Source organism: Paraburkholderia phenoliruptrix, from assembly GCF_047325075.1.
Classification (GTDB): domain Bacteria; phylum Pseudomonadota; class Gammaproteobacteria; order Burkholderiales; family Burkholderiaceae; genus Paraburkholderia; species Paraburkholderia phenoliruptrix.
In genome coordinates, this window is record NZ_CP168531.1 from 1,305,664 (window position 1) to 1,325,729 (window position 20,066).

Annotated in this window: 19 protein-coding genes; 16 read left to right on the plus strand and 3 right to left on the minus strand. The window is 65.0% G+C overall.

Annotated elements, in window-relative coordinates:
* From ACEN8U_RS18085 to ACEN8U_RS18155, 15 genes are all read left to right on the plus strand, one after another.
* Window positions 1-252 (plus strand): acyl carrier protein, encoded by a 252-nt coding sequence (locus tag ACEN8U_RS18085; protein ID WP_027212374.1) that lies wholly within the window; start codon window positions 1-3, stop codon window positions 250-252.
* Window positions 252-917 (plus strand): membrane protein, encoded by a 666-nt coding sequence (locus ACEN8U_RS18090; protein ID WP_015003522.1) that lies wholly within the window; start codon window positions 252-254, stop codon window positions 915-917. Before ACEN8U_RS18085 ends, ACEN8U_RS18090 begins: the two co-directional genes overlap by 1 nt.
* The gene (locus ACEN8U_RS18095) at window positions 914-2,608 is read left to right on the plus strand and encodes an AMP-binding protein (RefSeq protein ID WP_015003521.1); all 1,695 of its coding nucleotides are present in this window, start codon (window positions 914-916) and stop codon (window positions 2,606-2,608) included. Before ACEN8U_RS18090 ends, ACEN8U_RS18095 begins: the two co-directional genes overlap by 4 nt.
* Window positions 2,608-4,332: a glycosyltransferase family 2 protein gene (locus tag ACEN8U_RS18100; RefSeq protein ID WP_015003520.1), complete on the plus strand. Its 1,725-nt coding sequence runs from the start codon at window positions 2,608-2,610 to the stop codon at window positions 4,330-4,332. The genes ACEN8U_RS18095 and ACEN8U_RS18100 overlap by 1 nt, the downstream gene beginning before the upstream one ends.
* Window positions 4,319-5,932: an HAL/PAL/TAL family ammonia-lyase gene (locus ACEN8U_RS18105; RefSeq protein WP_015003519.1), complete on the plus strand. Its 1,614-nt coding sequence runs from the start codon at window positions 4,319-4,321 to the stop codon at window positions 5,930-5,932. The genes ACEN8U_RS18100 and ACEN8U_RS18105 overlap by 14 nt, the downstream gene beginning before the upstream one ends.
* Complete coding sequence (locus ACEN8U_RS18110; protein WP_015003518.1) at window positions 5,929-6,360, plus strand: acyl-CoA thioesterase; 432 nt, start codon at window positions 5,929-5,931, stop codon at window positions 6,358-6,360. The genes ACEN8U_RS18105 and ACEN8U_RS18110 overlap by 4 nt, the downstream gene beginning before the upstream one ends.
* Complete coding sequence (locus tag ACEN8U_RS18115) at window positions 6,348-7,016, plus strand: LolA family protein (protein ID WP_041745690.1); 669 nt, start codon at window positions 6,348-6,350, stop codon at window positions 7,014-7,016. The genes ACEN8U_RS18110 and ACEN8U_RS18115 overlap by 13 nt, the downstream gene beginning before the upstream one ends.
* Entirely contained in the window at window positions 7,016-9,475 is a 2,460-nt protein-coding gene (locus ACEN8U_RS18120; protein WP_015003516.1) for an MMPL family transporter, read from the plus strand. Before ACEN8U_RS18115 ends, ACEN8U_RS18120 begins: the two co-directional genes overlap by 1 nt.
* Window positions 9,472-10,656: a beta-ketoacyl-[acyl-carrier-protein] synthase family protein gene (locus tag ACEN8U_RS18125; protein WP_041745689.1), complete on the plus strand. Its 1,185-nt coding sequence runs from the start codon at window positions 9,472-9,474 to the stop codon at window positions 10,654-10,656. Before ACEN8U_RS18120 ends, ACEN8U_RS18125 begins: the two co-directional genes overlap by 4 nt.
* A 5-nt stretch (window positions 10,657-10,661) precedes the next feature.
* Window positions 10,662-11,147, plus strand: coding sequence for a hotdog family protein (locus ACEN8U_RS18130; protein ID WP_041746367.1), 486 nt, complete (start codon window positions 10,662-10,664; stop codon window positions 11,145-11,147).
* Entirely contained in the window at window positions 11,144-11,869 is a 726-nt protein-coding gene (locus tag ACEN8U_RS18135) for a 3-ketoacyl-ACP reductase FabG2 (protein WP_015003513.1), read from the plus strand. The genes ACEN8U_RS18130 and ACEN8U_RS18135 overlap by 4 nt, the downstream gene beginning before the upstream one ends.
* On the plus strand, window positions 11,869-13,095 hold the full coding sequence (locus tag ACEN8U_RS18140) for a beta-ketoacyl-ACP synthase (RefSeq protein ID WP_015003512.1): 1,227 nt from the start codon (window positions 11,869-11,871) through the stop codon (window positions 13,093-13,095). Before ACEN8U_RS18135 ends, ACEN8U_RS18140 begins: the two co-directional genes overlap by 1 nt.
* Complete coding sequence (locus tag ACEN8U_RS18145) at window positions 13,092-14,333, plus strand: beta-ketoacyl-[acyl-carrier-protein] synthase family protein (protein ID WP_015003511.1); 1,242 nt, start codon at window positions 13,092-13,094, stop codon at window positions 14,331-14,333. The genes ACEN8U_RS18140 and ACEN8U_RS18145 overlap by 4 nt, the downstream gene beginning before the upstream one ends.
* A gap of 47 nt (window positions 14,334-14,380) precedes the next feature.
* Entirely contained in the window at window positions 14,381-14,806 is a 426-nt protein-coding gene (locus tag ACEN8U_RS18150) for a hypothetical protein (RefSeq protein ID WP_015003510.1), read from the plus strand.
* A gap of 69 nt (window positions 14,807-14,875) precedes the next feature.
* The gene (locus ACEN8U_RS18155) at window positions 14,876-15,328 is read left to right on the plus strand and encodes an excinuclease ABC subunit A (RefSeq protein ID WP_015003509.1); all 453 of its coding nucleotides are present in this window, start codon (window positions 14,876-14,878) and stop codon (window positions 15,326-15,328) included.
* A 72-nt stretch (window positions 15,329-15,400) separates the two neighbouring features.
* Here ACEN8U_RS18155 and ACEN8U_RS18160 read toward each other — a convergent pair whose 3' ends face one another.
* Window positions 15,401-16,129 (minus strand): class I SAM-dependent methyltransferase, encoded by a 729-nt coding sequence (locus ACEN8U_RS18160; protein WP_041745688.1) that lies wholly within the window; start codon window positions 16,127-16,129, stop codon window positions 15,401-15,403.
* A 120-nt stretch (window positions 16,130-16,249) separates the two neighbouring features.
* Here ACEN8U_RS18160 and ACEN8U_RS18165 point away from each other — a divergent pair, with 120 nt between their 5' ends.
* Complete coding sequence (locus ACEN8U_RS18165; RefSeq protein ID WP_015003507.1) at window positions 16,250-17,482, plus strand: NAD(P)/FAD-dependent oxidoreductase; 1,233 nt, start codon at window positions 16,250-16,252, stop codon at window positions 17,480-17,482.
* A gap of 18 nt (window positions 17,483-17,500) precedes the next feature.
* On the opposite strand, the gene guaD is transcribed toward ACEN8U_RS18165, so the two are convergent.
* Together guaD and ACEN8U_RS18175 are read right to left on the minus strand one after the other, a co-directional pair.
* Window positions 17,501-18,868 (minus strand): guanine deaminase, encoded by a 1,368-nt coding sequence (guaD, locus tag ACEN8U_RS18170; RefSeq protein ID WP_041746365.1) that lies wholly within the window; start codon window positions 18,866-18,868, stop codon window positions 17,501-17,503.
* 94 nt (window positions 18,869-18,962) lie between these two features.
* Entirely contained in the window at window positions 18,963-20,045 is a 1,083-nt protein-coding gene (locus tag ACEN8U_RS18175) for an adenosine deaminase (protein ID WP_051156760.1), read from the minus strand.
* Between the last annotated feature and the right edge of the window lie 21 nt (window positions 20,046-20,066).

Below are 20,066 nucleotides of genomic sequence, written 5' to 3' on the forward strand. Positions count from 1 at the left end.
GTGTCCGAGGCAGAGATTCTTGAACGCATCCGCGCCATCTTCAAAGAAAACTTCGCAATCGAGCCCGAAAGCGTGACGCCTGAAGCGCATCTGTTCGAAGACCTCGATCTGGACAGCATCGACGCAGTCGACCTCGCGATCAAGCTGCAGGAAATGACGGGGCGCCGCATCAAGCCGGAAGAGTTCAAGTCCGTGCGCACGGTCGGCGACGTGATAGGCGCGGTCGAATCGCTGCTCGCGGCTCAAGGCTGATGCCAGCCACGCGCTCGCGAGCGCCGGCAGCGGAAGATCGTGCCGACGGCGCTTCGTCCACTGATGGGCGCCATCGGCTCAAGGCAGTCGTGCAAGTGCTGGTGAAACTCGCCTATCCGGCATTGATCTTGTGTGCATGGCGTTGGGACACGCCGCGTTATGTCGGCTGCATGCTGTTTGCCATTCTCTGGTTGCAGCGCTGGGCCGGCAGCGGTCCGGTCGCGACCTCGCTGCGCCGCCTCTCCGCGATTGACTGGACGGTGGTCGGTCTGCTGAGTTGCGCGTCCGCGGCGATTGTGCTGACCAACAGCGAGTTGCTGCTGCGCCTGTATCCGTCGCTCGTCAACCTCGGTTTGCTGATCGCGTTCGGCGCGACGCTCGTGCGCGGTCCGTCGATGATCGAAAAATTCGCGCGCCTCGGCAAGCGCGATCTGCCGCCCGGCGCGGTGCGCCATACGCGGCGCGTGACTCAGGTGTGGTGTGGGTTCTTTGTGCTGAACGGCGTTTTTTCCGCGTATACCGCACTCTACTGGAGCCGCGCGAGCTGGTCGCTCTATAACGGCGCGATTGCCTATCTGCTGATCGGTGTGCTGCTCGTCGCGGAACTCGTGTGGCGTTATCTCGTCGTGCTGCCGCGCGCCGCGCGTTCGGAGGCGGCCTCATGATCGCGTTGCACGATCTGTTAGCGGTGCCGCTCGACGCAGCCGGCCGCAACGTTCCGGTTTGCCGCGATGGTGCCGCCGTGCTCGATCGCGCAGCCTTTCGCGCGCGGGTGGCGGCACTGATGTCGCTGGTGCAATCGCTGGCGGCGCAGCGCTATGCGTTGTGTATCGACGATCCGTTCGATTTCGCCTGCGCCTTGTTCGCGCTCTTCGCCTGCGGCAAGGAACCGGTGATTCCCGCGAACGCGACGCCCGGCTATCTCGCCGACCTCGCCGAAGCGTACGACGCCATATTGACGGACGCCACGCTGCCGCCGCACACGCAAGCGGACGCCTTCGCACCCGCGCACAACACGCGCATCGACCCGCAAGCGCCGCTCACCCTCTACACGTCGGGCAGCAGCGGCCGTCCCAAGCCGATCCGCAAGACGCTCGCGCAGTTCAACGCCGAAGTGCACACGCTCGAGAAGCAGTGGGGCGTTCTGGCGGGCGACGCGACGATGCTCGCGAGCGTGCCGCATCACCATATCTACGGTCTGCTGTTTCGCGTGATGTGGCCGCTTGCCGCCGGTCGCGCATTCGACCGCGCAATCAGCATCGAACCGCTGCATTTGCAAACGCAGATCGCGCAAGGCGGGGCCGCGGTGATCGTATCGACGCCTGCGCAACTGTCGCGCTGGCCCGCCTTGCCGGGCTTCGCCACATTGACGCCTGCGCCGCGCGCGTTCTTTTCGTCGGGCGGTCCGCTCGCGCTCGAAGCCGCGCAGCAATACGCAGCGGCTTACGGCGCCGCGCCCCTCGAAATCTACGGCAGCACGGAGACGGGCGGTATTGCATGGCGTCGCCAGGATCAGACCGATGCCTGGCAACCGGTGACCGGCATCGCAGTGTGTCGCGACGAGGATGGCGCGCTCAACGTGCGCTCGCCGCATCTCGACCACGACGGCTGGCATCGCACGGACGACAAGATCGCGTTCGACGCGCAAGGCCGCTTCCGCTTGCAGGGGCGCCTGGACCGCGTGCTCAAGCTGGACGGCAAGCGTGTGTCGCTGCCGGAACTGGAGGCACGCCTCGCGCTGCATCCGTATGTGATGCAGGCGGCCATCGCGCCGCTCGCTGGCGGCGCGCGCGAGCGCGTCGGCGCGGTCGTCGCGTTGACGGAAGCCGGCCATGAGGCGCTGCGCGACGAAGGGCGCGTGAGCCTCGCGCAAAGTCTGCGGCGGCATCTCGCCGATTACTTCGACGCTGTGGTGTTGCCGCGCCATTGGCGCTTTCGCTTTGCGCTGCCGTTCGACGCGCGCGGCAAGCTGCCGGTCGCGGCGGTCGCAGCCGCGTTCGAGCCCCGCCCTGAAGGCTTCGAACTGCTTGCCGAGGCGCGCAGCGGCGACATGCTTCACTACGAATTGCGCGTGCCGCCCACGCTCGTTCATTTCTCCGGCCACTTCCCCGGACTGCCGATTCTGCCGGGCGTGGTGCAGGTCGACTGGGCGATGCGTCTTGCCGCCGAACAACTGCCGGGTGTGCGCGGCGTGAACTCGATCGATCGTTTGAAGTTCATGGCGCCGGTTTCGCCTGGTGCGGTGTTGAAGCTGACGCTCGCACACGATGCCGCGCGTCGGCGCGTGCAGTTCGCGTACCGGTTGAACGATCGCGAATGTGCGTCGGGCATGATTGTGTATCGGGAGGACACCTGATGATTTTCGCTCCCTGCATCGTCATTCCGATCTACAACCACAAGGATGCGATTGGCGCGACCGTCGCGCATCTCGCGGTGCACGGCCTGCCGATTTTCGTCGTCGATGACGGCAGCGACGAGGCGACTCAACACGTGCTCGCCGAACTGGCGCAACAGTACGCAGCGCAACTCACGTTGCTGCGTCTGCCGGTCAACGGCGGCAAAGGTGCGGCGGTGATGGCCGGTCTGCGCGCGGCGCGCGACGCGAACTACACGCACGCGTTGCAGATCGACGCCGACGGACAGCACGACGCCAGCGACGTGCCCCGTTTTATCGAAGCCGCGCGTGCCGAGCCGGGCGCCGTGATTCTAGGCCGGCCCGTGTATGACGAGAGCGTGCCGAAAGCGCGCCTCTACGGCCGTTATCTGACCCACGTGTGGGTGTGGATCGAGACGCTTTCGCTAACCATCCGCGATTCGATGTGCGGCTTTCGCCTGTATCCGCTTGCCCTTGCGTGTGAACTGATAGACAGCGTGCAGTTACCCACGCGCATGGACTTCGACATCGAGATCCTCGTGCGTCTGTATTGGCGGCGCGCGGCGTTTCGCGCTATTCCGACGCGCGTCAGGTATGCAAGCGACGGCGTGTCGCATTTCGACGTGCTGTGGGACAACGTTCGCATCAGCCGCAGTCACACGCGGCTCGTGTGCGGCATGCTGCTGCGTCTGCCGATGCTCGTCGCGCACAAGTTCATGCCGCGCCGTGGCGCGCCCGCCGAGGTGCAAGGCGACGTGAACCGGCAGGACTGGTGGCGTATCGCGGAGCGCGGCAGTCATCTCGGCATGTCTTTGCTTGCCCTCAGTTGCAAGTTGTTCGGACGGCGTTTCACCGCGCTGTGGCTGCATCCTGTGGTCGCGTATTTTCTGCTGACGGGACGCGCCGCGCGCGAGGCCTCGGCCCATTACTTCACGCGTTTGCGCGAAGCCGCGCCGCATGGCGATACGCCGCGCCCCGGCTGGTTTTCCGCGTATCGTCATATGCTGGCGTTCGCGCAATCGGGCTTCGACAAGCTCGGGGCGTGGTCCGGCCGCGTAAACGACGCCGACGTCACCTTTGAAGATCCTTCGGCGTTCGAAGCATTGATCGCGAGCCGCAAGGGCGCGCTCGTGATCGGCGCGCATCTCGGCAATCTCGAGATGACGCGCGCCCTCGCGGCGCGGGGTGCTTATGCGAAAGTGACGGCCGTGGTCTACACCGAGCACGCGCGGCGCTTCAATAGCGTGCTGGCGTCCGCGAACAGCGAGTTCGCGCGGCATCTGCTCGAAGTCGCCGACTTCGGGCCCGAAACCGCGATGTTGATGCAGGAGCGCGTCGACGCCGGCGAGTTGCTCGTGATCGTGGGCGATCGCGTGCCCGCGCACGAGGCCGGCCGCACGACCGAGGCGCGTTTTCTCGGCGCCGACGCCCCGTTCGCGCAAGGCCCCTATGTGCTGGCGCATGCGCTTGGCTGTCCTGTGTATCTGTTCTTCTGCCTGAAAGAGCGCGACGGTTATCGTCTTTACTTCGAGCCGTTCGCCGAGCGCATCGAGTTGCCGCGCCGCGAACGCACGCAGCATCTCGCGGCGTGGGCGCAGCGTTATGCGCTGCGTCTTGAACATTATTGCCGCAAGGCACCTTACCAATGGTTCAATTTCTTCGATTTCTGGGCCAGCCCCAAGCGAGGCGCGAATGGCCGAACATGATCTGATCGACGTGCCGGGTGCCGGCGCGGATGCGACTTTCGCGCACGGCGCCGGCGCGGCGCCCGTCGTCATCGGTGCGCGCAAGCTGAGTATCGAGGAAGTAGTGGCGATCGCGCAGCATCGCGTGCCGGTCGCATTGAGCGCGGACCCCGCGTGGCGCGCACGCATTCAACGCGGCGCGGATTTTCTGCGCCGCCATCTTGCGGCGGGCGCCACCGTGTACGGCGTCAACACCGGTTACGGCGATGCCTGCGTGGTGGACGTGCCAATGGAACTCGTCGAGGCTTTGCCTTTGCAGCTCACGCGTTATCACGGCTGCGGCATGGGCCATTATCTCGACGACGCACAGACGCTCGCCGTCATCGCCGCGCGTCTGAACTCGCTCGCGTATGGCTTTTCCGGCGTGCGGCCCGTGCTGCTCGAACGTCTCGCGGACCTCGTCAATCGGCGTGTGCTGCCGCGCATTCCGTCTGAAGGCTCGGTCGGCGCGAGCGGCGATCTTACGCCGCTTTCGTATGTCGCCGCCGCGCTCGCGGGCGAACGCGACGTGATGTTCGAAGGACGCCTGCGCGATGCGCGCGACGTGTGGCGCGAACTCGGCCACACGCCGCTCACGCTCGCGCCGAAAGAAGGCCTCGCGTTGATGAACGGCACGGCGGTAATGACCGGTCTCGCCTGTCTCGCCTTCGCGCGGGCGGATCATCTGACGCGACTCGCCGCGCGGCTCACGGCGCTCTGCACCATTGCGCTCGACGGCCGCGCCGCGCATTTCGATGCGACGCTTTTCGAAGTGAAGCCGCACGCCGGTCAGGCGCAGGCTGCGGCATGGATTCGCGACGATCTGACGGGCCGCGACGATACGCCGGGCCACCGCTTGCAGGATCGCTACTCGATCCGTTGCGCGCCGCACATCATCGGCGTGGCGCGCGATGCGCTCAGCTGGGTGCGCCGCGACGTCGAAAACGAACTGAACAGTGCGAACGACAATCCGCTGATCGACCCCGACAATGAGCGCGTGCTGCACGGCGGCAACTTCTATGGCGGACATATCGCGTTCGCGATGGATTCGCTGAAGGTCGCAGTCGCCAATCTCGCGGATCTGATGGACCGGCAGTTGGCGCTTCTCGTCGACGTCAATTTCAACAATGGCCTGCCGCGTAACCTGAGCGGCGCGGCGCCCGCGCGTGCCGCTATCAATCATGGCTTCAAGGCCGTGCAGATTTCGTCGTCAGCGTGGACGGCCGAGGCGCTGAAAAACACCATGCCCGCGAGTGTTTTTTCGCGTTCGACCGAGGCGCACAACCAGGACAAGGTCAGCATGGGCACGATTGCCGCGCGCGACTGCCTGCGTGTGCTCGAACTAACCGAGCAGGTGGCCGCGGCGCATACGCTTGCTGCCGTGCAGGCAGCGCGTTTGCGCGTCAGAATCGACAGCGCGACGCCGGTTCCCGGACCGTTGCACACGTTTATGGAAAGCGTCGGCGCCCAGTCGCCTTTCGTCGACGAAGACCGCGCGCTCGAACACGATCTGCGTGCATTGACCGCGCGCATTGCAGCATGCGAGCTGCTGCATGATTATCGCGGAGGCCAGCCAGCATGAACGTCGCGCGCAAGGTACTCAGCGCCAGTGCCATAGTCGAGGTGCCGTTCCACGACGTCGATGCGATGAACGTTTGCTGGCACGGTCATTATCTGAAGTACTTCGAGATCGGCCGGGCCGCGCTTCTCCGTGCGTTCGATTACGACTACCGCGAAATGCAGGCGTCGGGTTATCTGTGGCCGATCGTGGAAGCGCATTTGAAGTACGTGCGTCCCGCTACATATGGTCAGAAGATCGACGTGCGCACGCAACTGCTCGAACATGAAAATCGCCTGAAAATAGGCTATGAAATCGTCGATTGCGCGTCGGGCACGCGGCTCACGAAGGGTTACACGATTCAGGTGGCTGTCGATGCCGCGACTGAGGAGTTGCAATTCGTGTCGCCGCCCGTCGTCTTCGAGAAACTGGAGCGCGTATGGGGGCAGTGATTTCTCGCGGGCGGCTGATCAAGGTGCTCGCTGCGCTCACGTTGTCGAGCGCATTGTGCGCGGCGGGCTCACAGGCTGTGGCGGCATCCGCTGACGGCAATCCCGCACTCGTCTCGCAGATCGCGGCGCACCTTGGCGCCGCCAAGGGCGTGCGCGCGCAATTCACGCAAACCCAGACGCTTGCCGCAATGAAGCAGCCGCTCGTCAGCACGGGCTCGCTGCTGTTTCTGCGCGAGCGCGGTGTGATCTGGCAGATCGCGACACCGTACAAGGCCACGTATGTGATGACCGATGCGGGCGTCGCCGAAGTCGACGCGAACGGCCGGCGCGTCACCACGCACAGCGCGCAGGGCGCACGCGGCGTCGCGCAAGTCTCGAAGATGATGCGCGCCATGCTCGGCGGCGACCTGTCCGCGCTGTATTCGCAATTCGACGTGCAGGCCGAGGGCAGCGCCGCGCACTGGCGCTTGCAGCTCACGCCGAATCAGCCGCAGATCGCGCAATCCATCAAGGGCCTGCAGATGAGCGGGGGCGATTACTTGCAGAGTTTGCGCATTGCGCTTGCCAACGGCGACACCACGCAACTCGAGTTCAGCAGAAGCGAAATGGTCAGCGAACCGGCGCCTGCCGAACGCACGCTGCTTGGGGCGCCGTAATGGACGTGCTGCAACACAGGTCCGCGAGACACACGTGGGGCGTGCGCGCCGCGTGGCTGCTGCTCGCGCTCGTCGCGGCGCTGTATTGCGGCTGGCGTTTCGCGGGACCGTCGCCGTTGCAGACCAACCTGCTCGCGCTGTTGCCCGCAACCGAAGCGGACCCTGTCGCCGAAAAAGCCGTGGATGCGCTCGCGAGCGCGCTCGGCGACCGCACCGTGTTTCTCGTCACGAGTCGCGACGACGCGCACGCGAAAGCGGCGGCGAAGCAGCTCGGCGCGTCGCTGCAAAAGAGCGGTGCGTTTGCTTCGGTGACGGCACAGTTGCCGCCTTTCGACCTGTCGCGGATCGCGGCGCTGTACATGCCCTATCGCTTCGGCTTGCTGACGACCGCCGACCGCGATGCAATTTCCAGTGCGTCGGCTTCTTCGCTGCAGGACACACTCGCTCAACGCATTTACAGTCCATTGCGCGGCGGCCTCGCCACATCGCTATCCGATGATCCATTCGGCTGGCTCGAACACTGGCTCGGCAATCTGCCGCTTGCGACCTCCAACCTCGAATTCGAGGACGGCCTGCTCGTCTCGCATCAAGGCAATGCCACGAGCGTGCTCGTCGTCGCGACGCTGCCCGGCTCGGCCTATGAAACGAAGACACAGCACGCGGTGCTGACCGCGGTGTCGCAAGGCGAGAGCGCGCTTAAGCAGGCGTTTCCAGACGTGTCGGTGGCACGCACCGGCGCCGTGTTTTACGCCGAATCGGCACGCAGCGCGTCGGAGCGCGAAGTGCATGTGATCGGCATCGCGTCGCTCCTCGGTATTGCGTTGCTCATGATGTGGGTGTTCCGCTCGCCGCGTCTGCTTCTGCTCGGCTTCGTCTCGACTGCGCTCGGCATTCTCTGCGCACTGGCGGTCACGCTGCTCGTGTTCGACAAACTGCATTTGCTGACGCTCGTGTTCGGCGCGAGTCTGATCGGCGAAGCAGTCGATTACTCAATCCAGTATTTCGTGGTGTATCTCGGCGCGGAGCGCGACTGGGATGCGCGGCGCGGCGCGCGCGCCGTGCGTCCGGCGCTCGCCGTTGCGCTGACCACGAGCCTGCTCGGCTACGCGATCCTCACATGGGTGCCGTTTCCGGCGCTCAAACAGATCGCCTGTTTCGCGATGGCGGGCATCGTGACCGCGTTTGCCTCGGTGATGTGGCTGTTGCCCGCGCTGCTGCCGTCCCCGCCGAGGCTCAGCCCGCGGCGCCTGTTCGTGCGCGCGGCTCAGTGGCTGGGCGTCTGGCATCGCGCGATAGGCGGCAGGCGTGCGTGGTTCGTCGCGGCGCTGTTGCTGGCCGCCGCGATTCCAGGCTGGCTGCGCCTCACGAGCGACGACGACATTCACCTGCTCATTCAGCGTGACGCGTCGCTGGTTGCGCAGGAGGACAAGGTACGCGGCGCGGTCGGCGTGGATAACAGCGCGCAGTTTTTTGTCGTGCGCGGCGAGACACCGGAGACGGTGTTGCAGCGCGCGGAGGCGCTCGGCGTGAAGCTCGACGCATTGAACAGTACGCCGAACAAAGTGGGCGGTTATCAATCGGTCGCGCAATTCGTGCCATCGGCACGGCAGCAGAACGAGGGCCGCGGGTTGCTCGCGCAACATGTATTCGCCGACCCGGCCGCCTTGCGCGCCACACTGCTGCAAGCAGGCTTCAAGGACGACGTTGCCAATGCGTGGATCGCCGCGCAAACCAAACCTCAGGCGCCGCTGACCGTCGAGCGATGGCTCGCCGCGCCATGGTCGCAACCCTACCGGCACTTGTGGCTCGGCCAGGTCGATGCCGCGAGCAAAGCCTATGCGGCCGTGGTGATTCCGCAAGGCGTGACGCCGCGCAACGAGCCCGCCTTGATGGCTGCCGCGCGCGCTGTTCCGGGCGTGGTCTTCGTCGACAAGGCCGCGAGCGTGTCGAAGCTCTTTGGCGCCTATCGCGTGGATAGCGGCTGGTGGCTCGGCGGCGCGCTCACGCTCGTTCTCGTGCTCCTGATCGTGCGTTACGCCGCGCAGCCCGCTGCCTCACACGATGCACGGCACGCGGTGTCTTTCCTGCAGCGCGTGCGCGGCGGGGTCGAGGTGACCTTGCCGGTGCTGCTGGCGGTCGGCGTGACGCTCGCCGCATTTGGCTATGCGCGCGTGCCGCTCAATCTGTTCAACTGGCTGGCGCTGATGCTCGTGCTCGGTGTCGGCGCAAACTACGCGGTATTCCTGCGCGAAGGATGCTTGCGCGCTGACGCGGATCTCGGTGCGGTGTGGACCGGCGTGCTGTTGTCCGCGGCGACCACGCTGCTGTCGTTCGGCATGCTCGGTATGAGCGCGATGCCCGCGTTGAAGAGCTTCGGCGCAACACTTGCGCTCGGCATTGCCGTATCGGTGTTGCTCGCACCGATCGGCATGCCATCAGAATCGAGGAGGTCCGCATGAAAGCGCCATCAGTTTATTTGCACGCGCTCGGCATGATCAACGCGCTCGGCGGCGACCTCACGAGCATCGTGCCGGCGCTCGCGGCGAGCGACGCACGCGGCATGGCGACGGTTCACACGGGAATCGGCGACACCTTCGTGGGCAGTGTCGTGACGCCGCTCGACATGGCGCCGCCCACAGATCTCGCGCGCTACGACTGCCGCAACAATCGCCTGCTGCTGGCCGCCCTCGCGCAGATCGCGCCCGCCGTCGAAGCGGCGCGCGAGCGCTATGGCGCCGGGCGAATCGGTGTGGTGCTCGGCACGAGCACGTCGGGCATTGAAGCGGCCGAAGCCGCGTTCGTCTATCAGGCGCAAGCGGGCGCGCTGCCGTCTAACTTCAATTACCGGCAGATGGAGATCGGCACGGCTGCGCCGTTCGCGGCAGCCGCACTCGGCGTGAAGGGGCCGGCGTATACGATTTCGACCGCCTGCACGTCGAGCGCGAAGGCATTTGCCTCGGCGCGGCGCTTACTGCAGTTGCAGGTGTGCGACGCCGTGGTGGTAGGCGGTGTCGATTCGTTATGCGAACTGACGGTGCAAGGCTTTGCGTCGCTCGAGTCGACGAGCGACGCGCGCAGCAATCCAATGAGCCGCAATCGCTGCGGGATCAATGTCGGTGAAGGCGCGGCCGTGTTCCTCATGAGCCGCGACGAAGCGGCGGTACGTCTAGCTGGCGTCGGTGAATCGAGCGACGCGCATCACATTTCGTCGCCGGATCCGCACGGCGCGGGCGGCGAACTCGCGTTGCGCGAGGCTATTGCGGATGCGGGCATCGCGCCGTCGTCGATTGGCTATGTCAATCTGCACGCCACGGCAACGCGCAAGAACGACGAGATGGAAGCGAAGCTGATGTCGCGTGTGTTTCCCGCAGGCGTGGCGGCAAGCGGCACCAAGCCGCTGACGGGACATCAACTCGGCGCGGCGGGCGCGACCGAACTCGGCTTCGCGTGGCTCACGCTCGCGCGTCATGATGTCGCGCTGCCGCGTCATGTGTGGGACGGCGAGGCCGACCCGGCATTGCCGGTGCTGGATCTCGTCGAAAGCGAACGGTTCTTGCCGCGCGGCGCGGGTACGCAATACGCAATGAGCAATTCATTTGCGTTCGGCGGCAGCAACGTCAGTCTGATTCTTGCAGGATGAGCGCGATGAACCCGAGACGAAGCACCGAAGAACTGTTGCAACAGCCGATTGAAGCGATCATCCCGCATCGCGGCACCATGCTGCTGATCGACGCCGTCAGCGCTTTCAGTGAAGAGACGCTGAGCGCGCGCGCCACGGTGCGTGCCGACGCGTGGTACGGGGACGCGCAAGGCGCAATGCCTGCGTGGATCGGCATCGAACTGATGGCGCAGGCTATCGCCGCGCACGTTGCGCTGGTCGCGATGCGCGGCGGCGGCCGCGCGCGCCCCGGCGTGCTGCTCGGCTCGCGCAGCTTCAAGGCGCTGCAGCCGTCGTTCGCACGCGGCGCGCAACTGCTGATTCACGTGACGGAGTTGCTGCGCAGCGAGGAAGGACACGGCGCATACGAATGCACGATTCACGACGGCGACATACTGTGCGCCGAGGCTGTGATCAAGGTGTTCCAGCCGTCCAATTTTCAGTCATTCATCGAGGGGAGTTTCAGTTCATGAGCCGGCGTGTTCTCGTTACCGGCGCAAGCCGCGGCATTGGCCGCGCGATTGCGTACCAGTTGGCCGCCGACGGCTTCGCGGTCTCCGTGCATTGCCGCACGGGACGCGCCGAAGCCGAAGCAGTCGCGACGGGCATCGCCGCGCAGGGCGGCGCGGCGCGCGTACTGCAGTTCGACGTGCGCGAGCGCGCGGTGTGCCGCGAGGTGCTCGAAACGGATGTCGCGGCCAACGGCCCCTACTACGGCATTGTGTGCAGCGCGGGGGTGACGCGCGACGCCGCCTTTCCCGCGCTCACCGACGAAGACTGGGACGTGGTGATCGAGACCGGCCTCGACTCGTTCTACAACGTCGTGCATCCGCTCACCATGCCGATGGTGCGCGCGCGCAAGGGCGGGCGCATTGTCACCATTGCGTCGGTGTCGGGCGTGATGGGCAACCGCGGCCAGGTGAACTACAGCGCGGCGAAGGCGGGGCTGATCGGCGCGACCAAGGCGCTCGCCGTCGAACTGGCCACGCGCAACATCACCGTCAATTGCGTGGCACCCGGTCTGATTGAAACCGGCATGCTCGATCAAATGCCGCTCGAGCAGGCGCTCAAAACAGTGCCGATGAATCGCGTCGGTCAGCCTGCGGAAGTGGCGTCGGTGGTCAGCTTCCTGATGTCGGACGCGGCCTCGTATGTCACGCGCCAGGTGATCGGCGTGAACGGCGGGATGATCTGATGAAGCGCGTCGTCATTACCGGCATGGGCGGCGTCACAGCACTCGGCGATAACTGGACTGCCATCGAAGCGCGCCTGAAAGGCGGCGTGAATGCGGTGCGGCGCATGCCCGAGTGGGATTATTTCGAGTCCTTGCATACGCGGCTCGCGTGTCCGTTGCCCGAGTTCGCTACGCCCGCGCATTATCCGCGCAAGAAAACGCGTTCCATGGGGCCCGTGTCGCTCTATTCGGTGCGCGCGAGCGAACTCGCGCTCGCCGATGCGGGCCTCGCCGACGACGCCGGCATCAAGGACGGCCGCATGGGCGTCGCCTACGGTTCGTCGTCGGGTTCCGTGCAGCCGATCCGTGCATTCGGCACGATGCTCGAAACCGGCTCGATGAGCGACGTCACGTCGAACAGCTATGTGCAGATGATGCCGCACACCACGGCCGTCAACGTGAGTCTCTTCTGGGATCTGAAGGGCCGCATCATTCCGACCTCGTGCGCGTGCGCGTCGGGCAGCCAGGCGATCGGTTACGCGTATGAAGCCATCCAGACCGGCAAGCAGACGCTGATGCTCGCCGGCGGCGCCGAAGAGTTGTCGGGGCCCGCCGTCGCCGTATTCGACGCGTTGTATGCGACGAGCACGCGCAACGACGACCCGCAATTGACGCCGCGTCCGTTCGACGCCGCGCGCGACGGCCTCGTGGTCGGCGAAGGCGCAGCCACGCTGGTGCTCGAGGAATACGAACACGCGCTCGCGCGCGGCGCGCGGATTCACGCGGAGATTGTCGGCTTTGGCTGCAATTCGGACGGCGCACACATGACGCAGCCGACCGCGGAAACCATGGCGCTCGCCATGCAGCTTGCTCTGCGAGACGCACAGCTGCCGCCCGAGGCCATCGAGTATGTGAACGCGCACGGCACCTCGACGGACCGCGGCGATGTTGCCGAAAGTCACGCCACGGCGCAGACCTTTGGCGAGCGCATGCCGATCAGTTCGCTGAAAAGCTACGTGGGCCACACGCTCGGCGCGTGCGGCGCGCTCGAAGCCTGGTGGACCATTGAAATGATGAAGCGCAACTGGTATGCGCCCACGCTCAATCTGCAGAACGTGGACCCGGCTTGCGCGCCGCTCGACTACATCGTCGGCACGGGGCGGGAAATCGACGCGGAACTCGTGATGAGCAATAACTTTGCGTTCGGCGGCATCAATACGTCGTTGATTTTCAGGCGCGTTCGATGAGCGTGCAGCTGCAACGCGTGGTGGTCACCGGCATGGGCATTGTGTCGTGCCTCGGCAACACGCTCGACGAAGTGTCGGCGGCATTGCGCGCGGGCAGCTCGCATATCGAGCGGATCGAAGCATGGCGCGAACGCGGGTTCGGCTCGCAGGTCGCGGGTGTCGCCTCCGTTGCGAACGAGCCGCCGTTCGAGCGCAAGCTCGAACGCTTCATGGGCGACACCGCGCGCTTCGCCTGTCACGCCGCGAAGAAGGCAATCGACGACGCAGGGCTTAACGCCGCGATGCTGCGCTCGCCGCTGGCGGGCACGGTAATCGGCTCGGGCGTCGGCACCATGTCGAGCTACGACACCGCCATGACGATTGCGCACACGCGCGGCGTCGAGAAAGTGCCGCCTTACACGGTGCCGCACGCAATGAGCAGCACGGCGTCGGCAAATGTGGCGCAGGTGTTCGGACTCGAAGGCGTCAGCTATTCGCCGTCGTCCGCGTGCACCACCTCCGCACTCGCGATCGGGCAGGCAATGCAGCTCATCCAGAGCGGGCGCCAGCAGATCGTGCTCGCGGGCGGCAGCGAGTGCCTGCACGACAACATGACGCTGATGTTCGACGCGATGGGCGCCTTGTCGCGGCGCTTTAATGACGTGCCGCAACGCGCGTCGCGTCCCTATGACAGCGGGCGCGACGGCTTCGTGATCGCATCGGGCGGGGGTGTGCTCGTGCTCGAAGCGCTGGATCACGCGTTGGCGCGCGGCGCGCGCATTTACGCGGAGCTGACGGGATTCGGCGATTGCACCGATGCCGGCATGGTCACGCCGCGCGCGGCCGGCATCGCGCGTGCAATGCGTGGCGCACTGAGCGGGGCGCCCGGCCAGCGTCCGGATTACATCAACACGCACGCGCCTTCCACGCCGCTTGGCGACGTGGAGGAACTGCTCGCGTTGAAACAGGTGTTCGGTGCCGGATCGGGGCATGACGTGCCGGCGTTTTCGTCGACGAAGGGCATGACGGGGCATCCGCTCGGCGCATGCGGCGCACACGAGGCGATCTACACGCTGTTGATGATGCGCGACGGTTTTATCGCGGCGACCACGGGGATAGAAAGAGCCGAGCCGGAAATCGACGGCATCCCTCTCGTGCGCGAGACGCGCGAGGCGCGCATTCGCACCGCGATGTCGGTCTCGTTCGGCTTCGGCGGAAGCTGTGCGGGTTTGATGTTCGAAGCGTGGCAAGGCGGCTGAACGGGCCGCAACTTTTAGAAACGAAGGTGATAAGAATGAGAACAACGATGATGAAAAGAGCCTCAGTTCTGGGCGCATTGACGATAGCAGCCGCGACGCTCGCCGGCTGTGCGACGCAGGTGAAATCGCTACCGCTCGCGGCGGTGGCCGGCGAATCGCGGGGCGGCGTGCCGGTGTATTTCGGGGAGCAGAGTCATCCTGCCGTGAAGAAGGAATTGGGGGATGTTTCGTACTCCGTGCGGATTGCCCGCAAGGTTGCCGGTCCCGACGACGCCTGCCGCGAAGCGCTCGGCGAAGCGATCGGCAAGCTGCGCGCGGCCGCTCGCGAACGCAGCGCAAATGCGGTGATCGACGTCAAGACGCGCTTTCACAGCAGCGAAAGCAACTCGACACGCGAGTTCACCTGCGGCGTGAGCCCGAGCGCGGCCGCCATCGCGGTGAGCGGCAGGCTGGTCACGCTGGAGGCGAACTGAATCTGAACGCGGTCACGAAGCACGGGATACGCAGATCGTAAAACGCATAACAACCACGCAGGAGTATCAATGAAACGTCATCTGATGTTCGTCACATCAATTGCATTCGCCGCTTCGTTCACCATGCTGAGTGCCGCGCCGGCCTTCGCGCGCGACACGGTCGGCAACTATCCGATCGACGAAGCGCTGCACAGCGAGCCCGGCAAGGTCGGCGACGATATCGCACTGTATTTCGCGGGCCAGCATCATCCGGCTGTCGTGAAGACGATCGGCGAATTCGCGACGAACAAGAAGACCAATGCGTTCGGCAAGAGCGATGCTGCGGCCTGCCAGCATGTGTTCCTCTCAGCGGTGATCGAGTTGCAGGACCGTGCGCGCAAGGAAGGCGGCAACGCGGTGATCAACATCAAGAGCAACTACAAGAACGAAGTGCGCGAGAGCGCGACCGAGTTCACCTGCGGCGCAGGTGCGGTGATTGCCGGCGTCGCGCTAAAGGGGGATGTGGTCACGCTGCGCAAGTAAGTCCGCCTGAAGGGGCCGGCCTGCTCGGCCTGGGAGCCGGCCTGACAGCGGGACTGGCTCAGCCGGTCTTCTTCAGTCCGCCTTTCTTGCCGCGACATTGACGAGCGTCTCGCGACGCTTGCCCGGTTGCGGACGATCAAGGCCGAGCCGTTCGAGGAGACCGAAGTCTTTCGCGCGGCTCCACCACAGGTAAGGCAAAGAAACGTTGCGGTCGGTGAAACTGAAGCCGCCGCGACGGATCATGTCGAGATAGCCGTCCGCGCTTTTTTGCACATGCATCGGATGGCGAAAGAGAAGACGGATCACCCACGACTTGATGTACGCGTCGGTGGATTCGGCGAACAGCAGCACGCCGCCGGGCTTCAGCACGCGGCGGAACTCGGCGAGCGCGCGGTCCTGCTCGACGAGATGATGGAAAGTCTGATGGCAGAACACGATGTCGGCGCTGGCATCGGTCAGCGGCAGATCGGCGCAGTCGCCGTGCAGCAGTTCGATGTCGACGATCCTGTCGCGGCACGCGTGCGCGGCATGGGCGGCGAGCGCAAGCGACGGCTCGTGATAGTCGACGCCGACAATGCGGCGCGGCTTGAACGCGTCGGCGAGCAGGCGAAACGAAATGCCCTGCCCACAGCCTACGTCGACGATGACGGGCTCCGCAGGCAGCGGCGTGTCGATCAAACGCCTGAGGTCGTTGATGGCGACGCGCAGCACATGGTGTTCCCACGTGTGAGTGCGCAGGAACCAGATTCCGAATGCGGTTTCCGGCACGAAGGGCACGGTGGATGTGTGAGACGGCGACACGCAGGGCTCCCCGGGGAAGTGGTCTGTTCTGTTAGAGATACAAGGTAACAAGGCGTAAGGATGCAGCGTAACGCTGCATCGAGCAAGCAAACGATTGAGGCAAACTTGAGTACACATGTCATGAAGCACACGGCGGTCGACGTCGTTATCATCGGCGCGGGGCCGGCCGGCGCGGTTGCCGCCGCGCTGTTGCGCCGCGCGGGCCGCTCGGTGCTCGTGCTGGAGCGTCAGCACTTTCCGCGTTTTTCGATCGGCGAGAGTCTGTTGCCGCAAAGCATGGCTTATCTCGAGGAAGCGGGCATGCTGCAAGCGGTGGTCGAGGCCGGGTTCCAGTACAAGAACGGCGCGCACTTCGTGTATCGCGATCAGTCGTCGTCGTTCGATTTCCGCGACAAGCATTCGGCGGGGTGGGGCACCACGTATCAGGTCGAGCGCGCGGTGTTCGACGACATTCTGATTCGTTGCGCGGCGCAACAGGGCGCGGACGTGCGCTTCGGCCACACCGTGCAGGCGGTCCATACCGAAGGTGCCGAACCTGGCGTCGACGTGATCGACGAGACCGGCCATGCTTATCGGATCGAAGCGCGCTTCGTATTCGACGCAAGCGGTTTTGGCCGTGTGCTGCCGCGTCTTCTCAATCTGGAAGCGCCCACGCGCATGCCCACGCGCGCCGCGCTGTTTTCGCACGTCTACGACGGTCTGCCGCCCGCCGCAAGCGACCGCAACAAGATCTGCGTAGCCACGCATCCCGAGCGGCGCGACGTATGGTTCTGGATGATTCCGTTGGCGGGCGGCCGTTCGTCGGTCGGTTGCGTCGCGGAGTCGAGCTTTCTCGATGTACCGGAGAGCGAGCGCGAGGCGACGCTGCGCGCGCTGATCCAGAAAGAGCCGACGCTTAACCGGCTGATCGGCGACGCGCCGTTCATGATGCCGGTGCGTCACATTGGCGGCTATTCGGCGAACGTCGAGCGTTTGCACGGGCCCGGTTATGCGCTGCTCGGCAACGCCGGCGAGTTCCTCGACCCGGTGTTCTCATCGGGCGTGACGATCGCGCTGCGCTCGGCGCATCTCGCGGTGCAGACCTTAAACCGTCAACTGGACGGCGAGCAGGTCGACTGGTCCGCGCACTACGACGTGCCGTTGCGCAAGGGCATCGACACGTTCCGCGCATTTGTCGAGCGCTGGTATACGGGCGAATTGCAGGACATCATTTTCTATCCGGACCAGACGCCGTCGATTCGCCGCATGATCAGCGCAGTGCTCGCCGGCTACGCATGGGACGAATCGAACCCGTACGTCGCCGATCCGGTACGCAGGCTCAATGCGTTGCACGAGGTATGCATGCAGCGCTAACGGCGCCGCCGCACATTCTCACGCGACAACTTGCGCGAGCCGCGCAGCGCGCGGCGCATGTGCGCGCACCTCGTCGCGGCGATGCACGCGCCGGCCGGCCGCATACGTTTCATACACAGCGCGGTCGTCGCCGAGCAGCGCGAACGCGAACAGCAGTTCTTCGAGCGATTCGGTGCGTGCCGTGCGGCGTGCGAGCAGCGGCGTCGCTTGCGGATCGAGCACCACGAAGTCGGCTTCCGACTGCGGCCTGAGCGTGCCGACCTTGTCCGCGAGGTCGAGTGCTGCGGCGGCGCCCGCCGTCGCCAGATAAAACATGCGCGTGGCCGTCAGATGATGCCCCGTCAGGCGCGCGACCTTATGCGCTTCATTCATTGTCTGCAGCATCGAAAACGATGTGCCGCCTCCCACATCCGTTGCGAGCGCAACGGGCATGCCGGCTTCATCCGCCTTGTCGAAATCGAACAGGCCGCTGCCGAGAAACAGATTCGACGTCGGGCAATGCGACGCGACCGTGCCGGTTTGCGCCATGCGCCGGCGGTCTTCGGCGTCGAAGTGAATGCAGTGGCCGTACACCGCGCGGCGGCGCAGGAGCCCGTAATGATCGTAGATGTCCAGATAGCTGCGGTGGCCGGGGAACAGACTGTTGACCCACTTCACCTCATCGAGATTTTCCGCGACGTGGCTCTGGACGAACACATCCGCATGCTTGCGCGCCAGCACGCCGCACGCTTCCAGTTGCGCTTCCGTCGAAGTCGGCGCAAAACGCGGCGTGAGCGCATACAGTTGGCGGCCGCGGTTGTGCCAGCGGCCGATCAACTCCGCGCTGTCGTCGTAACCCGATTGCGCGGTGTCGCGCAGGAACTCGGGGCAGTTGCGGTCCATCAGCACTTTGCCCGCGACCATGCGCAGGTTGCGCGCCTCGCTCTCGGCGAAAAGCGCATCGGCGGATTGTTTGTGCACCGTGCAATACACGAGCGCCGTCGTGGTGCCGCAGGCCAGCAACTCTTCGAGGAAGAAGCTCGCCGTGTCGCGCGCATAGGCTTCGTCGGTGAAGCGGCGCTCGGTCGGGAACGTATAGGTATCGAGCCATGGCAGCAGACCCGGCGCGGGCGACGCGATCATGTCGGTCTGCGGATAGTGAATGTGCGTGTCGATAAAGCCCGGCACGATCAGCTTGCCGCGCATGTCCTGCACCGGCGTGCCTGGCGCGAGCCGCGGCGCGAGCGCGGCATAGGCGCCCGTCGCGACGACGTGGCCGTCCTCGACGATCAGCAGGCCGTCTTCGTGAAAGACCGCCGCCTCGGGCGAGCGCGAGGGATCGCCGTTGAAGGTCAGCAATTGCGCGCGAAAGGCGGATTGCGCCGACGCTTGTGCAGAATGAGTCATGGGAAAGCCGTCTCCGAAATAAAAACTGCGCAGCGCGGGCGGCGTTCCTTCGGCATGCGTCTCGTGCTGCCCGCGCTGCAATACAACGGCGCCGTCAATGCGGGCCGCTTTGAATCGTGGTTTGGATTCCGCTTTGGTGCCCGCTTTGTTCCCAATAGGCGTCCAGCTTCGCGATCAGCCCGGCGCGTTGCTCCGGCGTCACGAACGACGCTTCGAAACCGTTGCGGATGATCGTGTAGACCTCGGCATCGTCGAGTTTCAACGCGTCGATGGTGGCTGCGTAGTTCGCGTTCACATAGCCGCCGAAGTACGCGGGATCGTCCGAATTCACCGTGACCGCGACGCCGCGATCCAGCAGATCCTTCAGCGTATGTTTCGTCATGTCGTCGAATACGCAAAGCTTCAGGTTCGACAGCGGACACACGGTCAATGCGACGCGCGTGTCGGCAAGACGCGTGACGAGCGCCGGGTCCTCGATGCTGCGCACGCCGTGATCCACGCGGTCTACTTTCAGCACGTCGAGCGCTTCGTAGATGTACGACGGCGGTCCTTCCTCGCCCGCATGCGCGACGAGCTTCAGGCCCATTGCGCGCGCCTGCGCGAACACGCGCTCGAACTTCGAAGGCGGATGGCCGCGCTCGGACGAATCGAGCCCCACGCCGATCAGGCGATGCTTGTACTGCTCGAACAACGGCCGCGCCTCTTCGAAAGTGGCGAGCGCATCGTCCTCGGACAGATGCCGCAGAAAGCACAGGATGAGCTTGCTCGTCATGCCGCGTTGTTCCGCCTCCGCAAGCGCGCGCTCGATGCCGGCCACCACCGTCGCGATCGGCACGCCGCGCTCGGTGTGCGTCTGCGGATCGAAAAAGATCTCGCTGTGAATCACGTTGTCGGCGAGGCAGCGCTCGACGTAAGCCATCGTCATGTCGTAGAAGTCCTGCTCATGCAGCAGCACGCTCGCGCCGGCGTAATAGATGTCGAGGAACGATTGCAGGTCGGTGAAGGCATACGCGGCGCGCAAGGCTTCGATCGAGTCGTAAGCGAGCTTCACGCCATTGCGTTTGGCGAGCGCGAAAATCAGTTCGGGCTCGAGCGAGCCTTCAATGTGAATGTGCAGCTCGGCCTTCGGCGCGCGCATGGCTTTGTCGATAAGTGGTGCAGAGTTTGTTTTAGTCATGGTCGGTCAGGAAAGGGAGGT